Origin of the sequence: Paenibacillus alvei DSM 29 (assembly GCF_000293805.1) — a bacterium.
Classification (GTDB): domain Bacteria; phylum Bacillota; class Bacilli; order Paenibacillales; family Paenibacillaceae; genus Paenibacillus_B; species Paenibacillus_B alvei.
This window is the reverse complement of record NZ_AMBZ01000004.1, coordinates 420,665-438,842: the sequence shown is the minus strand read 5'-3', so window position 1 is coordinate 438,842 and position 18,178 is coordinate 420,665. Positions and strand designations below refer to the sequence as shown.

The window sequence follows — 18,178 nt, the reverse complement described above, 5'->3', positions numbered from 1 at the left end:
CATTGAGCCTGAACATCTCAATTTTATCGGGATGGTCTTGTTGGTCAAACCCTCGATCCCTCCACCCGCATAGCGGGTGGTTTTTTGTTTCGTGCGGTTCACGCACTCAACGGGCTAAAGCCCAAAAATAAAAATAAGCAGGCTTAAGCAGCCTGCTCAACAATTTAGCTATTCAATTATTGTTAATGGCTTTAGTAGACTTCCAATCAACCCACGACGATCTTATTTGGCTCAGATAAACCTACGATTAAAACAAGTGCCTTCTTTTGTTAATTTCAAATAAAAAGACATCTGGCGACAGTTCAACCTCCATTTATTTCATTAATAAATACACAAACAAATTGAGAAGATAATGATTATAAGGAGGTGATAAAATATGAACAATCAAACAAAATATACAAATACAGAGAACTCTGAACAAATTTCCTCCTTTGCAGGGAGCCCGTGTCAAGAACCAGGGGCTAGTGTTTGTAGAGGTGATATTCGGTACGTTTGTAGAGGTGGTCATTGGCAATCTACAGGTCGCTTTTGTCAGGAGGATAATCTGTCACAAAGCCTCGAACAAAATTTTCCCGATGATATGGGCTCATGTGAACAAGAAGGGTCTACAACTTGTATTGGTGATATAAGATTTACATGTAAAAATGGTCGTTGGAAACCTACTTACGATTATTGTCAGAGTGATAATACACCAACATAGATATCGCTTTTGACACAAGTTTATTCGTCTTATCAACCTTTGCAGTAATTAACTTCCGGGAACGTTACATTTATCACCGAGATTTCCATTTCTACGTAGAACTTATATAAAAACGTAAAGGTTTCAGGATGTCGATAAAGTCTCGATAGCCTGAGGATGCCTTTTTCGAGGCATCCTTTATTTTTATAACAACAAATACTCTTGTCGCTTCACGGGAATGCATGGCTATCCAGCCATTGTATTTCATGTCGGCTTAATTTTTCAGTATCTCTGCTATCGAATATCCAAAGTTCCCCACTTTTCCCCGGGGGTCTGACCTGCAATTCCCTCTCGACCTCACAATATCAATCCAACACCCTCATTACTGCGATCTCATCACAGCAATGGCGCTTGTTGCAATGAATGCAATCCGTCCATACCTTCTCTGGAAAAATCTCTTTTTCTACAATTTCAAAGCCATTTTTCTGAAAAAATTTCGACTCATACGTTAAGGCCATAACCTTCGGAATGGCTCGTTCCCTTGCTTCGGTAAGCAGTTCGTCCACTAAGCGTGTGCCGATGCCTTTTCCTTTATAATCAGGCGATATGCCTAATGAACGGATTTCGACCAAATCAGCTCCAAGCTGGCAGAGCGAACCGCAGCCAATGAGCTCTCCTTCCCATTCGGCAACGATAAAGTGCTGAATCTGCTTCGCCAGCACCTCTCTGGAACGAGGAAGCATAATTCCCTGCTGTGCATAGAATTGAATAAGCTCTGCCAATGACTCAATATCGTTCTCATCTGCCTTCCGAATCGTTGCTACCACGGTATAGTCCCCCCAACCCAATCTCTATATACGGATGTACATTTCTGATCGACTCAAAAATATGTACGTATTAATATACATGCAACCGCATAAATTATCAAGACTATTTTTACCTGCTTCTTCCTTATATTTGACTGTTGTTGAACCTTTTTACGAAAATAAAAAAACGAGCAAGAGAAACATATCCATGTTCTCAAGCTCGTTTTTCTACTATTGTCTTATCTCACAGCACTCATGCAATTGACAGGATACCTTTGAACGTTTGCGGCCAGCCCCTTATCGTAATGCACACCATTCCATCTATTATTCTTTAGCTGTCAGCGTTCCTACAAAATCACCAAATACGTTATTTCCGAACAACAGTCCTTGCTCTGTCAACCGATAACCGTCATCCGTAGCCTCTATCAAGCCCTGCATCAGCAAGCGGCGGATTGGATCCGAAAACACCTTATCCAACAAAGCACCATTGAACTGTGATGCAAAGCGAGCGCTGCTTACTCCCTCGAGCAACCGAAGGCCAACCATCATGAAGTCTTCCATTGCTTCGTTCTCATCAATTGTGAACGTATCGAGTCTTGGCAAGCCCTGCCTGCAGGCCTCTACATACGGGTTCACGCCTTTAATGTTCAGATGGCGACACCGATTGACATATCCATGTGCCCCTGCTCCAATACCATAGTAATCCTCATTGCGCCAGTATACCGTGTTATGACGACTTTCAAATCCAGGCTTCGCAAAGTTACTGATCTCATATTGCTCATAGCCTGCTGCCTTCATCCGCTCCATAATGAGCATATACATATCCAGTTCATCCTCTTCACTCGGAAGCGGAAGCTCATTGCGGTGGTACATAGCATGGAAGAGAGTGTTTTCTTCTACCTTCAGACTATATATAGACAAATGGGGCAGATTTAATTCCAATGCCTTCGTTACACTATGATCAAGCATTTCAACCGTCTGGTTTGGCAAGCCAAACATCAAATCGATCGACATATTGCTGAAGCCTGCCTTATGTGCATTCTCAATACTGCGGTACACATCATCCGTATTATGAATGCGGCCTATACCGTGGAGAAGGTCATTGTTGAACGACTGAACGCCGAAGCTGATCCGGTTCACGCCTCCATCACGCATTGCCCGCAGCTTGTCTAAGTCAGTCGTTCCTGGGTTCGATTCCATGCTGAACTCAATAGCCTGGCTCCAGTTCGGAAACGCCTTGCGAACCGATTCCAAAAAGTAAGACATTTGATCGGGTGTCAAGACCGTCGGGGTACCGCCGCCTACAAATATCGTGTCAATGACACCTGGAGGATGCTGCTCTACTGTATGCGCCATCTCCTGCTCCATCGCCCGCAAATAATCCATAACAGGCTGTCCTTTCAGTACATAGGAGTTAAAGTCACAGTAATGGCATTTGTTCGTACAAAATGGAATATGAATATATACCGCGCGTGGAGCACGTGCCGGTATTATTGCTTGCTCTGGTGAAGGTTGATTCGCCGGCATGGCGAGACCCTCCTTTCATGGCTGAATGACACCAGCCTATCTATAATGATGATCTTTCTAAAAAAGAGGAGGCGTTTCGCCCCCTCCTCCGAATTAGTTATCGTCGATTTTCAATACGGCCATGAACGCTTCCTGCGGCACCTCAACGCTGCCGACCTGCTTCATGCGTTTCTTCCCTTCCTTCTGCTTCTCAAGAAGCTTCCGTTTACGGGAAATATCGCCGCCGTAGCATTTTGCGAGTACGTTTTTACGCATTGCCTTAACGGTTTCACGCGCAATGATCTTTGTTCCGATAGATGCCTGAACCGGAACTTCGAACATTTGTCGCGGAATAAGCCCGCGCAGCTTCTCACAAATGAGTTTACCGCGATGGTATGCGCGATCCTTGTGTACGATAACAGACAATGCATCGACTTGCTCGTTGTTAAGCATGATATCCATCTTCACAAGATTAGACTTGCGGTATCCGGATAGTTCATAGTCGAAGGATGCATATCCTTTTGTGCTTGACTTCAATTGATCGAAGAAGTCATATACAATCTCCGACAATGGAATTTGATACGTAATCGTTACACGAGTCGTATCCAGATACTGCATATCAACGAATTCACCGCGCTTGCCTTGGCACAGCTCCATAATCGCTCCAACGAAATCGTTAGGCACGATAATAGATGCTTTGACATAAGGTTCTTCTACAAAATCGATCTTGCCCTGCTCTGGATAATTTGAAGGGTTATCGATGTCTAAAGAAGTGCCATTCGTCAGCGTAACGCGATAAATAACGCTTGGTGCAGTCGTAATGAGCGGAATATTGAATTCACGCTCAATTCTCTCCTGGATAATCTCCATGTGCAGAAGACCAAGGAAACCACAGCGGAAGCCAAAACCAAGCGCTGAGGACGTTTCTGGTTCAAATGTAAGAGACGCATCATTCAATTGCAGCTTCTCCAGCGCCTCCCGCAAATCATTGTAGTCCGACGTCTCGATCGGATACAAGCCGCAGAATACCATTGGATTGATACGACGGTAACCTGGAAGTGGCTCCGCAGTAGGATGCTTCGCATCGGTTATCGTATCACCTACACGAGTATCTCCTACATTCTTAATGCCCGCAACAACAAAACCAACATCACCAACATTAAGCTCGTCGACGATCGACATGCGCGGCTTAAACGCACCAACCTCGATAACTTCAAATGTTTTGTTCGTTGCCATCATTTTAATTTTGCTGCCTGCACGAATCGCGCCATCAATGACACGAACGTACACGATAACACCTTTGTACGGGTCATAGTGGGAATCGAAGATGAGCGCCTTAAGCGGCTCTTCTGGGTCTCCCGTTGGAGCAGGTACTTTCTGAACTACTTGCTCCAAAATTTCCTTGATTCCGATACCCGCTTTGGCAGAGGCATGAACAGCCTCAGAGCAGTCCAGCCCAATTACTTCTTCGATCTCCTGCTTTACACGTTCAGGCTCCGCACTTGGAAGATCGATCTTGTTGATGACCGGAATGATCTCCAAGTCATTGTCAAGCGCCAAATATACATTCGCCAGCGTCTGAGCTTCAATCCCTTGTGCAGCATCTACAACGAGCAGCGCCCCTTCACATGCTGCCAAGCTGCGAGATACTTCGTACGTGAAGTCGACGTGTCCCGGTGTATCGATCAAGTTCAGGATGTACTCTTCTCCGTCGTCTGCTTTGTAGCTCAAGCGTACAGCCTGTAGTTTAATCGTAATTCCCCGCTCACGCTCCAGATCCATCTGGTCAAGTACTTGAGCTTGCATTTCACGGGACGTTAAAGCCCCCGTATATTCTAATATCCGGTCGGCGAGTGTAGATTTGCCATGGTCAATATGTGCTATGATGCAAAAATTCCGAATTTTCTTTTGTCGTGACAGCAATTCCGTCATTCGATTTCAATACCCCCACCACTATGCCAAGATTCAATTTATTTATTATACCGGAATGACCCTCTAACAGCAATGGGGGCATACAATCCTCTCTGACATGACCGTTTTTGCCGAGAACCGCTGAAGGTTAGAACAACCCATTAAACAAGCCAACAACTGCCCGAATTCCAGCCTGTGACACACGCTGCAGCACGCCTGCCGTCTTGTCAGCCAATTGGTTCACGGTAGCATCCTTCACTGGCGGAACAGGCCAACTATCCGAATTGTTCATCTCATTCACATGCCTATTTGTTTCACTACGTTCCGCTTCCAATTGGTTTTGGCGCTTATCCTCAACTCGAGTTTCTGTTTCGTTCATCGCCGTTCGAGGATTATCCTGCAGTGCAGTCTCCCCGTTCGAATGTCGGCGGTTATCGATTGGCAGATTGTCTCGATATGTCCCTGCGGCTGCGTATCTGTCAGTCGAATCCAAGGCACTTGTTGCGCGGGACGCATTGATCGGCCCATATATGCGCTCAATCCCCGAGGAGGTGATTTCCATACCTATAAATACACCTAGCGTCAGCAGTACGACGACACCGATCAATTGCTTCATAAATCGCGTCATGCAAGCGCCCCCTTCGGTTACCCTTTTGCTCCCGCAGATTTCGATTGAGTCTTGCCCATTACTGTTTTGTCAGCACCTTTCCCCTTGATGATTGGGTTAGGTATTGGCTTGTTTACCGGCTTGGCATCCTTCTTTTTGTGAACAATATCGGCAATGAAATCAGCAAGCACATCAGCAGTCCGGTATAGCTCCTCTAATGTGTTGTCTATGCCCCCAATTTCGATAACGACACTATTCGGAGAAAGCGACTGATTGTACTCTCCATTTCCTTGTAATGCAGTTTTGCCGAATATTCCCCGGGAAATCCCTGGATAGTTCTTCTCCAGCCGTTCATGAATCTCATTTGCAAACTGCTCATTCTTTTTCCAATTGGGATTCAAGTGCCCGATAATAAAATAAACTCTCGCATAGTCCTTTCCCTTTATCGTTACGGTTGAATCCTTGCGTCTATTCGAATCTCGATGTATATCGAAGAAAAATTGCAGTTCCTGATTCGCGCTCATCGCTTGTTTTACCGTCTGCTTCGAATACTTATAAGACATGTTCCAATTGTACCCTTCTACACTTGAAGCATAGTCTTTATTGGAATGAGAGGCCCCGATTCCTCGCTTCTCTAACTGCCCCTGCAATCGCTTGCCAACCAGTGTAATATTCTTCTTTGCATCATTCGGATTGTTACTTTCCTTCTTAAGCAGTGGATTGAAGGATTCTCGGTTATGAGAGTGATAGATGAATACGATCTTGCGCAAATTTGAATTGCCTCCCGATTGCGTTGTTGATTCATCCTTGTCTGGTTTTAAATCCGTAGATGGATCAGTCGACTTGGGAGGTTCCGCACTCCCCTTATCTTTATTTCCGTCTATAACCTCCCCCTGAATGACATCATGCGGCGGCTCTCCTCCATGCTCGGCTTGAGAGCTGCTCTCTTGATCAGTAGGTGTTGGATAATCCTGCGGCCCAATGCCAGTTTGATTACCGATGCTCAGTCTCAATGGGATCGCTGCATCTCTATTAATTCCTGGCACTTCACCAGCCAGCAGCGTTTTAGGATCTAGCGGATTCACATTCGTCGCAAGTCTGACAAGGAACTGGGCCACTTGATTGCGAGTAAGTGTTGCTTCCCCTTCCCCTTTCGGGAGATTTGGCATTTCCATAGCCATCATATCGACAAAGAAGCGTGTCGATAACTGTGCTGCAACTCCCTTCATCGAAGATAACGGAGAAGAGTTCAGCTTATTCTCCAACATTCCTCCAAGGCCTAATACGATAAAAAACATAGCCGTTCCGATAGACAACAATGCAAACGTCCGTCCCATAACGAGCGCCTGCAGCCATTTACGCTTCCACTTTCCTACATTAAATGTCCGAAACATGCGCAGTCCTCCTTCTTCCGCCTTCCTCTCTCAGCTCAAGCAAAGGAGCATTCATCTAAGAGAGTACTTTTACTAGAATCTATGAGGACAATCTATGAAATAGAACAAACATATTAAGTATCAATTATTCTAATTAGATACATGTTCTTTCCAAGCTAGCTGCTGACAGCGCCACTATACCTTCATACACAACTGCGAACTATTTCGATATCTCAAACCTTCCCCTTATCTTTATTTTGTACTGTACTTCATTTTAATTGCAGAAAGCGATAATGCGTACGATTTACCCTAGGGACTTCTCACCCATTTTTTTATAAAAGTTCCAACCAAAGCCTGCCCCCATTTGCATACTTACGATGGATATCTAATAATATGCTTTTATTCCTTCATACATCATTCCGTCTACAAAGTAAGAGGTTGAATCTACCTAAAAAAACGTAAGGAAATCTTCTTTGCATAAACAATAAATAATTAAATGCAATAGTTAAAGAATTATATGTGCTTCCTAAAATTATTTTCCTGGATATCTATTCTAATTAAAATCAGGACTTGAACAATAAAGATACGATAAAGAACTTCCATTTAATAATCATGACCCTTTATTCCCTCTGACCTCTGCTAGCATCATGTGCATGCATATAAAAGATGCAGAAAAACTTTCTTTAAAAACTCTTAAACATAAGATACGGCATATGGGCTCTGAGGAATATATAGAACGTGCCGTCTATATGCATCAACTCCTCAACAATGACGAACATAACCATTATATTAATACTTTGAACCAGTCTGATAATTACGATATCGAGTTGCAACGAATAAAATCATGTAAACAACCCTGTTCTACAACCAAGGACTATGCAACACTAATAAAAGGGATTCATCAAGATAACGGATTGCTCCCTTCTCATGTAAGCGAGATGATGAGAAACATCTTGAACCGTACATTCTGTTTTGCATTACCGTATTCTTACTTAAAAATAAAAGGTTACCTTTCTCTAAAGGAACTTGGATTAGTTGATGAATTCAGAAATTTGGAGGATGCCACGAATTTTATCCAAATGAAACTTTCAAACAAAGCACAAATCATCCAGTATAGCAAAAACTCATCTTTCTTGAATCAAATCTTGCCTCAAGCAGCTCATATAACCCCTCTAGAAGAGCAGATAAAAGCAGCAGCAGCGCAGCTTTTCGATTCTACGCCTCAAATATTGTACATGCTAAAATAAACATATGGGGTATTCAGGAATGGAGGTAACTGTAATGGCTCCCCACACATTGAATCATGCCGGCTTTTGGGTTAGGTTTTATGCATTTATCTTAGATCTGATTTTCACATTTTCATTACTCTATATTATTTTCGATGTTTTTTTAACGAGCAATAACAAAAGTTTTTTAGTTACAGTCGCAAAAGTATGCTTTCCAGGATTTTAGTTTTTATCTTGACGTATCTATTTGAGCAAACACTTGGTAAAATGATAATGGGAATCAAAGTCATACCTGTCACGAACAAAAAAATATCCTGGGATGAAGCCCTGCTAAGGGAAATAATCGGGAAATTTTTATCTATGAGCTTTATTATTCGCAGGAATGATATTAATTGCTCTAGATCCATACAAACAATCTTTACATGACAAGTTGGGAAATATGTATGTATTATGGGATAAAAATGATTGACAAATCATAATTTTAGAGGTGTTACATGAATAAAAGTTTGGTTTTGCTCATTCAATTTGTGGCGCTTTCCTGCGGTTTTGCTATTCCCTTCATTCATGTTGTCCTCAGAATTGTTATGCTCTTAGGTGTTTACTTTGCCGACGCAGTGGTCGGCGAAAAAATAGAAAACAGCAATCGAAAAGTATTGTTGATGTGGATTATAGGGCTTATTATCGGCTATGTTGCTAAAGGATTGTTAGGCGGGGGCATATAGTAGTCCCGCCTGCATCCCCCTGCTTATAGAGTTGTTTATTTTCCCCGTCCCCCTACCTGTTCTTTAAGCAAGGAACATAGAGACAACTCCTACCCGAATCCCGCTAGCTTTAATACCAAAGATCTTCCGTTTGAACATCTTGAAGGGCAGCCAAAAACGTTTTATCGTTATCGACATAGAGTTCAGAGTCAAGATAATACAACTTTTTATCATCCAGACACTTTTTAATATATTCCTCGCTCACAATGCTTTTGTCCTTCACGTTAGCTGCGAAAGCTTGGAGCTTGGGAAGCGCCGTTTTAGGATATTCGAGCCAGGAATGATGAAATCCAACCGGTTCCTCCAAACAGTAAATATCTTGATACAATCCTTCGGCAATCCCCTTCTTCCTCAGGTAATCCGCCGAAAAAGGCATGCTTCTGAAAAAGCGGCCGGTCATCGCAAAGACGCGATAGCTCCAATGCGGAGCGCCATGATTCGATCGGCAGAATAAATTAAGGAAAAAGACGGAATAGTGCATCTTAACGGTAATAACTTGACGCCTCTTCACTTCAGTAACGATCCGATCTGCCATGCGACTGTCGATAATCTCGTCGAAGTCGGCCAAAATAATCACATCTTCATCCTCTACCCGCTCTCGCAAAATGTCAGAGCATTTACTTCTTTGATAGGCTTCGTTATGAAACGCACTATTATAGCTAAGCAAACGCCAATACCACCGGTCAAAATTAGCGGATTGACAGGTTTCGGGATTGAAATACAATTGGTGTCGCTCCGGTTGGCGAAACACGTTGTCGGCATGGAGCGGATGATAAATTACCTTCGAACCGATATAAGACGGATTGAAATTTTGAGGTTTGACCGCATAACTGAATGTTTTGTTCGCCTCGATTACATGGAGCTCATCAATCCAGCGGGCATCTTCGTTTACTTTGATTTCCGCCACACGGTTTTCGTTAAAAAAAGGGCAAAATTCATAGATTTTCATGATCGAAATCTCAATCTCCTCTCGCTGTAGTCGTTCGTGTCTACAATTGCATGCAATCGCGCAGATGATAGGAAAAAAGATGTGCCAGTCGGTCAATGGTCTGTTCGTTGTAATGTAGTGAGCTATAATAACAGGTCAGGCATAATTTGTCCTTCTTTATGCAAGCCGTCATATTTAGCCAGTAGGCAGAAGGGTTATTCGACGCATTCGTGTTTCCAAAAGGAATGGATAATGGTTCATAGAGATTATCGGCTTGCCAAGCCGTTTCCTCGGATTGGTAGTGAAACAACATGTGGCTTCCATCAATAAGCGGTCCCACTCCGTTATGCAAATCTGGCAGAACATATCGCATAGCAAAATAATCCATGCCTTCACGTGGAATATCGCTTAACGTCTGCTTGACCTGCTTCAGATCCAATTCAATATCCCCTCTAAGCTCTTGGTTCTGGAGGCGGATCCGCACAGGATATGCCCCGGCAAAAAAGCCGATCGTCCGGAAAATCGAGATGTTGGGTAAAAAGGACTCCCGCTGATAAGACATCAAATGCAGCAGCAAATCCGATTGTCCTTTTAAGTCAAAACAAGCCCGGGACAATGCCGTCAATAAGACGCAAAGCGGGGTCGTTTTCCAATGCCCGGCTATCGCTTTTAATCTGCTTACCCGCTCCGATCCTTCAAGTAAATCATACGCTTTGGTCGCCATTTGACGATGAACTGGCCTTTCCTCCGTTTCCTTGTCGACTTGCAACGATTTCCCACCCGTGGTCACGTTACTCCAATACTCCGTCGCCGCAAGTGGTAAGCCGTTGGCCACGTATTGCGTCAATGCCTGACACCAATCCCGGTAACTGCTTCCATGTTCCTGGCTCGCCTCCTCTTCAGCAACGACGTCTAATAGAAGGAGATTCCTTAAATCATCCAAGAAGATGTTCATTGACATGCCGTCAAAAATCAAATGATGGAACAAAAGCAGCAAAACTTGGCGACTACCGTCATAGTGATCAAACAATACCACTTTCCACAAAGGCCCATTTTCAATGTCAAAGCCATACTGAAGGTTCGAGCTGTAATCTGAGATGAAGATGTCGTGCACTTCGGGAGTCTCTCGCAAATCTACATAAGTAAAAATCTGATCCGTTTCGATTCCCTGCTCGTATTGATACCATTCTCCGTTATCCAGTTTGGCAAAAGTCAATCGTAATGCCGCATGCCGATCGGCTAGGGTTCGTATCGCTCGACTTACCGCCTGCTTCGAAGTTTGTCGCTTGAGCAAGGCCAAGTAAGGAACATTGAACATATTGCGGTTTTGCAAATCTCTTTTGATAAACCTCCTTTGTACCGCCGACAGCGGGAACCCGTTGTCGGGATACTCCACCCACAATGAGTTTTGCGCTTGCTCTTGAACCTCGATTGCCGCCGTATCCGGAATCATTCCGTTCAGAAATTGAGCTAAACGTTCGATCGTTTGTTCTCTAAATATTTGGTTGACCGTAACGGGATAACCGCTCTTTTGCAAAATACTGGCTATGCGCAGCGCATGGAGGGAATGTCCTCCCAATGCATGAAAATCTTCATTCTTGCCGATATGATCGAGCTTAAGAACGGAACGCCAGATCAGTTCCAGCTTGTGTTCCATTTCGGTGTTGCAGTAGGAATTGCCTGCATTTGCAACTCGTCGAACTTCCGGCAACGGAAGCCTCTTTCGGTCGATCTTCCCATTAAGTGTCAACGGAAACGAATCTAGTCGCGCGAACCTGTAAGGAAGCATATACGAAGGAAGAACCTCAGCCATAAAGGCTCGCAGATGTTCTTCCTGCTCCTCCGTTTCTGAGGTATAATAAGCAATCAACCGCCGTTCCCCTTGAATTTCTCGGACGACCACCAGACATTCTTTCACGCGGGAATGAGAGCTAAGACGATGCTGGATTTCTCCGAGTTCAATTCGATTGCCGTGTAGTTTTATCTGCTCATCGATCCGTCCTATATATTCGATGTTCCCGTCCGCAAGCCATCTTGCGCGATCCCCTGTCCGATAAAGAACCATGTTTCTTTCTCTCTTGCGATCTTCGGCGGAAGCATACGGATTAGTGAAGAATGCATTTCGCGTCAATTGATCGTTCTTCCAATACCCCCTCGATACACCATCCCCTCCGACGTAGATCTCTCCGATCGCCCCAACAGGCTGAACACGACCTTGTTTATCCAGAATATAACAGGTGGAATTGCTGATCGGTTTGCCGATGGGAATATCTCGTTCAAAGTGTCGCTCGATCGTATAGCTCGTAGAGAACGTGGTGTTCTCCGTCGGGCCGTACATGTTCAGAATCGTAATAGCTGGACAAGCTTGACGAATGCGATTAATGGCCTTTGGCGATAATATTTCTCCACCAACCAGCAGCCATGATAATCCGCTAAACATCGATATGCTTTCTTCAATCCATTGATTGCATAACGCGCTGGTAAGCCATAAGGTGTTTATGCTCCACGATTCCATTCGCGTCTCTACTAGTCGAATATTCAAAAGGTCGTCTTTTGAAACAACGTGCAGACGTCCCCCGTTTAGCAGCGTTCCCCAGATTTCGAACGTAGAAGCGTCAAATACGGGTGAACCCGTATACAATAAATTCATATCTGGGGAAAACGGGAAATAACCGACGTTTTTGACTAGACGAACGATGCTCCGGTGATCGATCATTACGCCTTTCGGTTTCCCCGTCGAACCAGAGGTATACATGAGATAAGCAAGGTCGGAAGCTGCCGAAGCTACGGCTTCCTTCTCTGGATAACGGACTGTCGGAATCGCATCGCAATCGTCGAGGTAAATCAGATGTAGCCGGGTTCCTCGGCTGATTTCCAGGATATTAGCAGCATCGCTCCGCGAAGTGATTATCGTTTCCAGTTCTGCATCTTGGATAATATCGTTCATCCTTTCCCTTGGGGAATCAGGATCAATTGGGACGTACGCGCATCCCGCCTTCAAAACCCCTAGTATGGAAACAATAAATTCAAGAGAACGAGGGAAGCATACGCCGATAAGCTTTCCGCGCGTCGGCTTTTGTTCTTCGAGCAAGCTCGCAACATACCAAGACAATCGGTCTAAGCTGCCGTAAGATAGGATGCTGTCATGGGTAATCACTGCCGGTTGGGAATGTCTAATCATAACCTGCTCGCTGAACAGTTCGGGAACAGAGCTCTCGTTTGGATACTCTGTAAAAGTACGGTTCCAATCGTATACGATTCGTACATATTCCTCTTCGGACAGTAAATTTACATCGCCAATCAAACGATCCGGATATTGCACAGCAATATCCATGACGTTTCGCAGATTTCCTGCCAAACGACGAATCGCGTCCTCATCAAGCCTTTCAACATCATACATGAACTTGACTTCGATTTGCTCTCCCACGTTTGCGATCGTGATTGTTAGCGGGTAATTTGTTTTCTCTCTTTCCTCGATCGCCGACATTATCAAGCCGTTTGCAGGCTGACGATAATCATTCAAATAATTTTCAAATGCCACGATGCTATGGAACAGCGCATTACCTTGAATCGGGCTCCATTCCTGCAGCTCGTTTATACCAACGCAACAGTAATCGTTCAGCTTCAGAATGGTTCGATGAAGCTCTTGTACATAATCGGCAATCGTTTGATCCGTATTCCAGCGCATGACCAAAGGGAGCGTATTAATGAGCAGCCCTGTGATTCGATCCGCTTTCGCCAGATCCGATCCTCTGCCGGACACAACCATGCCGAATACGGTGGTATCCGCATCATGATACACTTGAAGTACTTTGCCCCAAGCGAATTGCACCAAAGTGTTTAGTGAAATTTTCATCGTTTTCACAAAATTCGCCACTCGTCCTGTAAAGGTTGAATCCAAATGAAGTATTTCGATTTGCTGTCTACGGATTGCCCGATGAGCTTCGAATCGCGGACCGCTTATGTCCATAGGAAGCAAGGTAGGTTCAGTAACTTCCTCCAAATACGCTTTCCAAAATGACTCGGATTCCGTCCTTTCCTTCTCTATAAGCCATCGGATATAACCTTCAAAAGAAAGCAAAGAGTTGCGCTGCGGCTTCATGAATTCAAGCCTGCAAGAATAAATTTCATGAATCCGATTAAGCAACAGCGGAAGACTCCATCCATCCAAAAGTATGTGATGATAACTCCAAACAACCGTCCATTCCTCTGATGACCTCTGAATTAACATAAGGCGATGGGAAGGCCGACTCAAATCGAAGCGGCGAGCTCGATCCAGCGTAATCTGTCGTTCGACGAACTCTTTCTGTTGAACAGGGGATTGCGAGTCAATCTCAAGCAATGTCCAATCCATTTCCATTTTTTGAACCACACATTGTACCGGCTTGTCTATCGACTCCCAAACAAAACATGTCCGCAAACAATCATTTTCGGTAATGATGCGTTGCCATGCCTCCTTGTAGTAGGTGGTATTTAGCCTTCCTTCATAATTCCAAACCATTTGTACATGGTATTGATCAGATGCAGGGTTCTCTAAATAATGAAAAAGAAGGCCCTCCTGCAATGGACTAAGCGGCAAGATCTTTTCCAAACCGCATTGTGGATGGTATGTGTTTGCAATATTGTCAAGAGCATGTTGCTGTAGGGAAACCATCGGAAAATCGCTTGGCGTAAACTCCCCCCATTCCTTATAAACGCAATGATCAATAATAGAAAGCAATCGCGATGTGAATATTTCCATGACTTGAACGATTGTCGATTCCTCGTAATGACGCTTGCTATATTTCATGAACAGATGAAGTTCCCCATGAACAATGGAACAGTTTAGCTCCAGCAGGCTTGTTCCGCGATTTCGCGGCGAACTATAATCTTGTGCCGTATCCTGCGTGAAGTACAGCCACTCACTCTCCTCCTCTGACTCGGCATGGCCAAACTGGCCCAAATAGTTGAACAGCGCTTGAGGTTCGGGATCCGTCAGCGACGCTCGAATGGCCTGATCTGGATGGCAATATCGTAAAATTCCATAGGAAATTCCATGATGAGGGATGCTCCGCAATTGTTCCTTAACAGACTTAATCGTTTCGCCTAAAGCATCGTCAGGCGCCACGTGGATGCATACAGGAAACAAAGAGGTAAACCATCCGATCGTTCTGGTCAAATCCATGTCTGATACACATTGTTCGCGTCCATGGCCCTCCAATTGGAAAGAAACCATATCTTGTCCGGACCATGCAGACAATGTCAATGACCAGGCGGCAAGCAACAAATCGTTAATTTGCGTACGATAAGCATGGGCGCATTGTTTCAGTAGTCGCTCCGTATCAATGAACGACAGCGTTGAGAGAAGCACCCCGGATTCAACATTGATTAAGCTATCTTTGCAATGATCCACAGGCAACGAAAATCCGGCGGATCGTTTCTTTACTTCGATCCAATGGCTCACGTGGTCGACGGTCCCCTTATTTGCTGCATAATCCATCAACATAGCCTGCCATTTGTTAAATGAAGCCGGAACCGGGGGAAGTTCCCCTCCTCTGTACAAATGATAAAGTTCATCAAGCAAAATTCTCCAGGAGACGCCATCAATAACAAGATGATGAATTGTTATAAAGAGACGTATTTTTCCGTCGGGATGCCCCTCGATAACACCTACCCGCATCATCACTCCCGTTTCATAGTTCAGTTGCCCATGCCACTTCGCACAGATCACCGATATTTCATGTTCTGAACGTTCTGCTTGCTGAATCGTATAAGTGGAAATTTTCACGTCAGCATCCTTGCGATAACGCTGCTTATACACATCGCCATTTTGTTCGACTGCCAACGTAAGCTCTGGGTGCAAATGAACTAACTTATTTATAGCTGACGTAAGTTGGTTACAATCGCAATGGTTAAGCAAAACCATTTGAGACTGGTTGAAATAATGCGGTTCTTCAAACTGCTGCTCGAAAAACCAACATTGGATCGGACTCAGTCCGAAATCCTCATCAAGCGTGTCATCGCTAACGCTTTTATTTTTTCTTTCGCATTTGCCCACAAGGCAACTGTTGACAAATCTTTCACCGTCGGATGATCCGCAACTTTCCTAGGTGTTATGATAATCCCTTCATCTCGGGCCATGGATACAATCTGAATGGCAAGGATTGAGTCTCCTCCTACGGAATAAAAATGATCATTGATGCCAACATTGGCCCGCTTCAGCAAATAGCGCCATATTCGAAGCAGTTTCGCTTCCATTTCGTCTTCGCTTTCGTCAACTGACGCCTCAATTGAATCGTTCCAAACCGTGCTCGGATGCGGGAGAGAAGCGCGATCCACTTTACCGTTTGCATTCAACGGAAACGCTTTCAATCTACAGAAATAAGAAGGAACCATATAAGATGGTAGCTTAGACGCCAAATGCTGCATCAAACTAGCGTCTTCTATCGCCATGTCGGAGGTAAAGTACGCAGCTAGTTTTGGAGAATGCTCATCCTGCCATGCTTGAACGATGCAATGGCCGATGCCGGGATACTGGCGGAGCTGATGTTCAATCTCCCCTAGTTCTATGCGAAAACCTCTAATCTTCACCTGATTATCGCAACGGCCTAGAAATACCAAATCCCCCTTTGGAGTCCATTTCACGATATCCCCTGTTCTGTACAACCTTTCCGTATGAAGAGGAAATTCGCCACCTATCAAAATCTCCTTGTTTACAAAACATTTTTTCGTCAATTCCTCACGGTTCAAGTACCCTCTTGCAAGTCCGATTCCACCTACCCACAGTTCTCCCGGAACTCCTATCGGGACAGGGTTCCCAAACGGGTTCAGCACATAGAGCCGCTTATTATATACAGGCTTGCCGATCGTTATCTCCCTTCCCGGACTGCATGGGGCAGCGGAACACATAACTGTCACTTCTGTCGGACCATACGCGTTCAGGAACAGGCGTCGTCTCCCCCAAGCCTTTACAAGGTCGGGTGTACAGACCTCCCCGCCCGACACGATCGTACGCAAAACGGGCAACTCCCTCTCCCCCATCGTTCGCAAGACGGAAGGCGGAAGCATCGCAACGTGAATATTTTTTTCCTCGAGAACATCTGAAACGTCGGCATAGGGAGGCAGATCATCTTCGGATAGAACAACAAGCGTTCCTCCTACTGTAAGCGTACCAATCCATTCATACACGGAAGCATCAAAACTGATGGAAGCAAATTGCATGACTCTTGTTTGGGGCGAAATGCCGAATTTGTCGACCAGGTAAGGGATCAGCGCCACAAGTCCAGCGTGTTCAATGAGCACACCCTTCGGTTTTCCGGTAGAGCCGGAAGTGTAAATAACGTAAGCGAGATCGCTCGGCTTGACCCGTATGTTTAGATTATCGGAATGACTGTAAGGAGACGTAAAACCATCCTCGACACAAATAAGCAACTGCTCATCGATGCCGAGTTGTGCGATTATCGGTTTGAGTTTTTCAATCGACTTGTTATTTGTCATGATGAAGTTTATTTGAGCATCTTTCAAAATAAATCGGATCCGTTCTTCGGGATATTGCGGATCGATCGGAAGGTAAGCTCCTCCCGTTTTCATGACTCCCAGCATGGCCGGTATCACATCCGCGCTTCTATCCATAACGATAGCGACCAAAGTCCCTAACGGAAGAGGTGCGTTGTGTTTTTTTCGGTATACGTCAAGAATGAAACTGCCAATTCGATTAGCCCGGCAATTCAATTCGCAATAGGTAAGCTTCTGTTTGCCGAATTCCAATGCGACCGCTTCGGGCGTCTCGGAAGTCTGTTCTTCTACCAATTGAAATACGGTACTATGGGATGAATAGTCCCTATCCGTATCGTTCCATCGGACGAACTGCTTCCATTCCTTTAGGGTCAGTATGGGGTGAAAGAGAACCGGTTTCTTCGGAGCATTCAACGCGTTTGACAATAATGCTTGAAAATGCCCGCCCAGCCTATTAATCTGCGCTTTGCCATATCTCCTGCCATCGTATCGTATCATGCATTCCAATTCATCGCGGGTATAGCGATAACAGAAAGTGATGCCCTGCTGTTCCACTCTCGAATGAACCTTTATATTTATGTACGGCTGCAAGTACCCTCCATTCGATTCTATAATACCGACGGTAATAGAATCCTGCAGCTCCGTATGTGTCCATTTCCCGCTTACCTTCCGAGCTGTCTCTCGTTCCTCGCTCCGTGTTCTGCCGAAACATTCGTCCAACTGAAGCTTTACCTTGTTCACCAGACAGAAAAGGTTATCCTCTTTTTGAATAGATATATCTAGCGGATGGGCATTGCAACATGTATCTTCGTCGTCTTGTGAACTTGTCGAAAACAAAACGGAAATTTCATATTGTTCAGCGTAAGACGATAACAGTACGGACCATA

12 protein-coding genes are annotated in these 18,178 nt (G+C 44.7%); 4 read left to right on the top strand and 8 right to left on the bottom strand.

The features are described from left to right. Positions 1-376: 376 nt before the first annotated feature. A complete protein-coding gene (locus tag PAV_RS36195) occupies positions 377-700 on the top strand; it encodes a hypothetical protein (protein WP_005547873.1) in 324 nt (107 codons plus the stop codon). 344 nt (positions 701-1,044) lie between these two features. Here the strand turns inward: PAV_RS36195 and PAV_RS15720 are convergent, their stop codons facing one another. The 5 genes from PAV_RS15720 to PAV_RS15700 all read right to left on the bottom strand — a co-directional run bounded on the left by PAV_RS15720 (position 1,045) and on the right by PAV_RS15700 (position 6,903). After that, positions 1,045-1,506, bottom strand: a complete 462-nt coding sequence (locus PAV_RS15720) for an N-acetyltransferase (RefSeq protein ID WP_005547872.1) — start codon at positions 1,504-1,506, stop codon at positions 1,045-1,047. A 303-nt stretch (positions 1,507-1,809) separates the two neighbouring features. Then, positions 1,810-3,012 (bottom strand): radical SAM family heme chaperone HemW, encoded by a 1,203-nt coding sequence (hemW, locus tag PAV_RS15715; RefSeq protein WP_005547871.1) that lies wholly within the window; start codon positions 3,010-3,012, stop codon positions 1,810-1,812. Between the two features lie 93 nt (positions 3,013-3,105). Further along, the gene (gene lepA, locus PAV_RS15710) at positions 3,106-4,923 is read right to left on the bottom strand and encodes a translation elongation factor 4 (RefSeq protein ID WP_005547870.1); all 1,818 of its coding nucleotides are present in this window, start codon (positions 4,921-4,923) and stop codon (positions 3,106-3,108) included. A 127-nt stretch (positions 4,924-5,050) separates the two neighbouring features. Beyond that, entirely contained in the window at positions 5,051-5,530 is a 480-nt protein-coding gene (locus PAV_RS15705; protein WP_005547867.1) for a DUF3679 domain-containing protein, read from the bottom strand. Between the two features lie 17 nt (positions 5,531-5,547). Continuing rightward, positions 5,548-6,903, bottom strand: coding sequence for a stage II sporulation protein P (locus tag PAV_RS15700; protein ID WP_005547865.1), 1,356 nt, complete (start codon positions 6,901-6,903; stop codon positions 5,548-5,550). A 632-nt stretch (positions 6,904-7,535) separates the two neighbouring features. Here PAV_RS15700 and PAV_RS15695 point away from each other — a divergent pair. The 3 genes from PAV_RS15695 (at position 7,536) to PAV_RS15690 (ending at position 8,830) form a co-directional block, all read left to right on the top strand. After that, complete coding sequence (locus PAV_RS15695; protein WP_040735999.1) at positions 7,536-8,129, top strand: hypothetical protein; 594 nt, start codon at positions 7,536-7,538, stop codon at positions 8,127-8,129. Between the two features lie 186 nt (positions 8,130-8,315). After that, a complete protein-coding gene (locus PAV_RS37650; RefSeq protein WP_081505756.1) occupies positions 8,316-8,534 on the top strand; it encodes an RDD family protein in 219 nt (72 codons plus the stop codon). Positions 8,535-8,602: 68 nt separating this feature from the next. Next, positions 8,603-8,830, top strand: coding sequence for a hypothetical protein (locus PAV_RS15690; protein WP_005547859.1), 228 nt, complete (start codon positions 8,603-8,605; stop codon positions 8,828-8,830). Between the two features lie 109 nt (positions 8,831-8,939). Here the strand turns inward: PAV_RS15690 and PAV_RS15685 are convergent, their stop codons facing one another. Genes PAV_RS15685 through PAV_RS36190 form a run of 3 tightly spaced genes read right to left on the bottom strand, consistent with a single transcriptional unit; the run spans position 8,940 to position 18,032 of the window. Beyond that, positions 8,940-9,818, bottom strand: a complete 879-nt coding sequence (locus tag PAV_RS15685) for a hypothetical protein (protein WP_005547858.1) — start codon at positions 9,816-9,818, stop codon at positions 8,940-8,942. Between the two features lie 40 nt (positions 9,819-9,858). Further along, positions 9,859-15,834 (bottom strand): non-ribosomal peptide synthetase, encoded by a 5,976-nt coding sequence (locus PAV_RS15680; protein ID WP_051135136.1) that lies wholly within the window; start codon positions 15,832-15,834, stop codon positions 9,859-9,861. Beyond that, the gene (locus PAV_RS36190; protein ID WP_238555835.1) at positions 15,768-18,032 is read right to left on the bottom strand and encodes a non-ribosomal peptide synthetase; all 2,265 of its coding nucleotides are present in this window, start codon (positions 18,030-18,032) and stop codon (positions 15,768-15,770) included. The genes PAV_RS15680 and PAV_RS36190 overlap by 67 nt, the downstream gene beginning before the upstream one ends. Between the last annotated feature and the right edge of the window lie 146 nt (positions 18,033-18,178).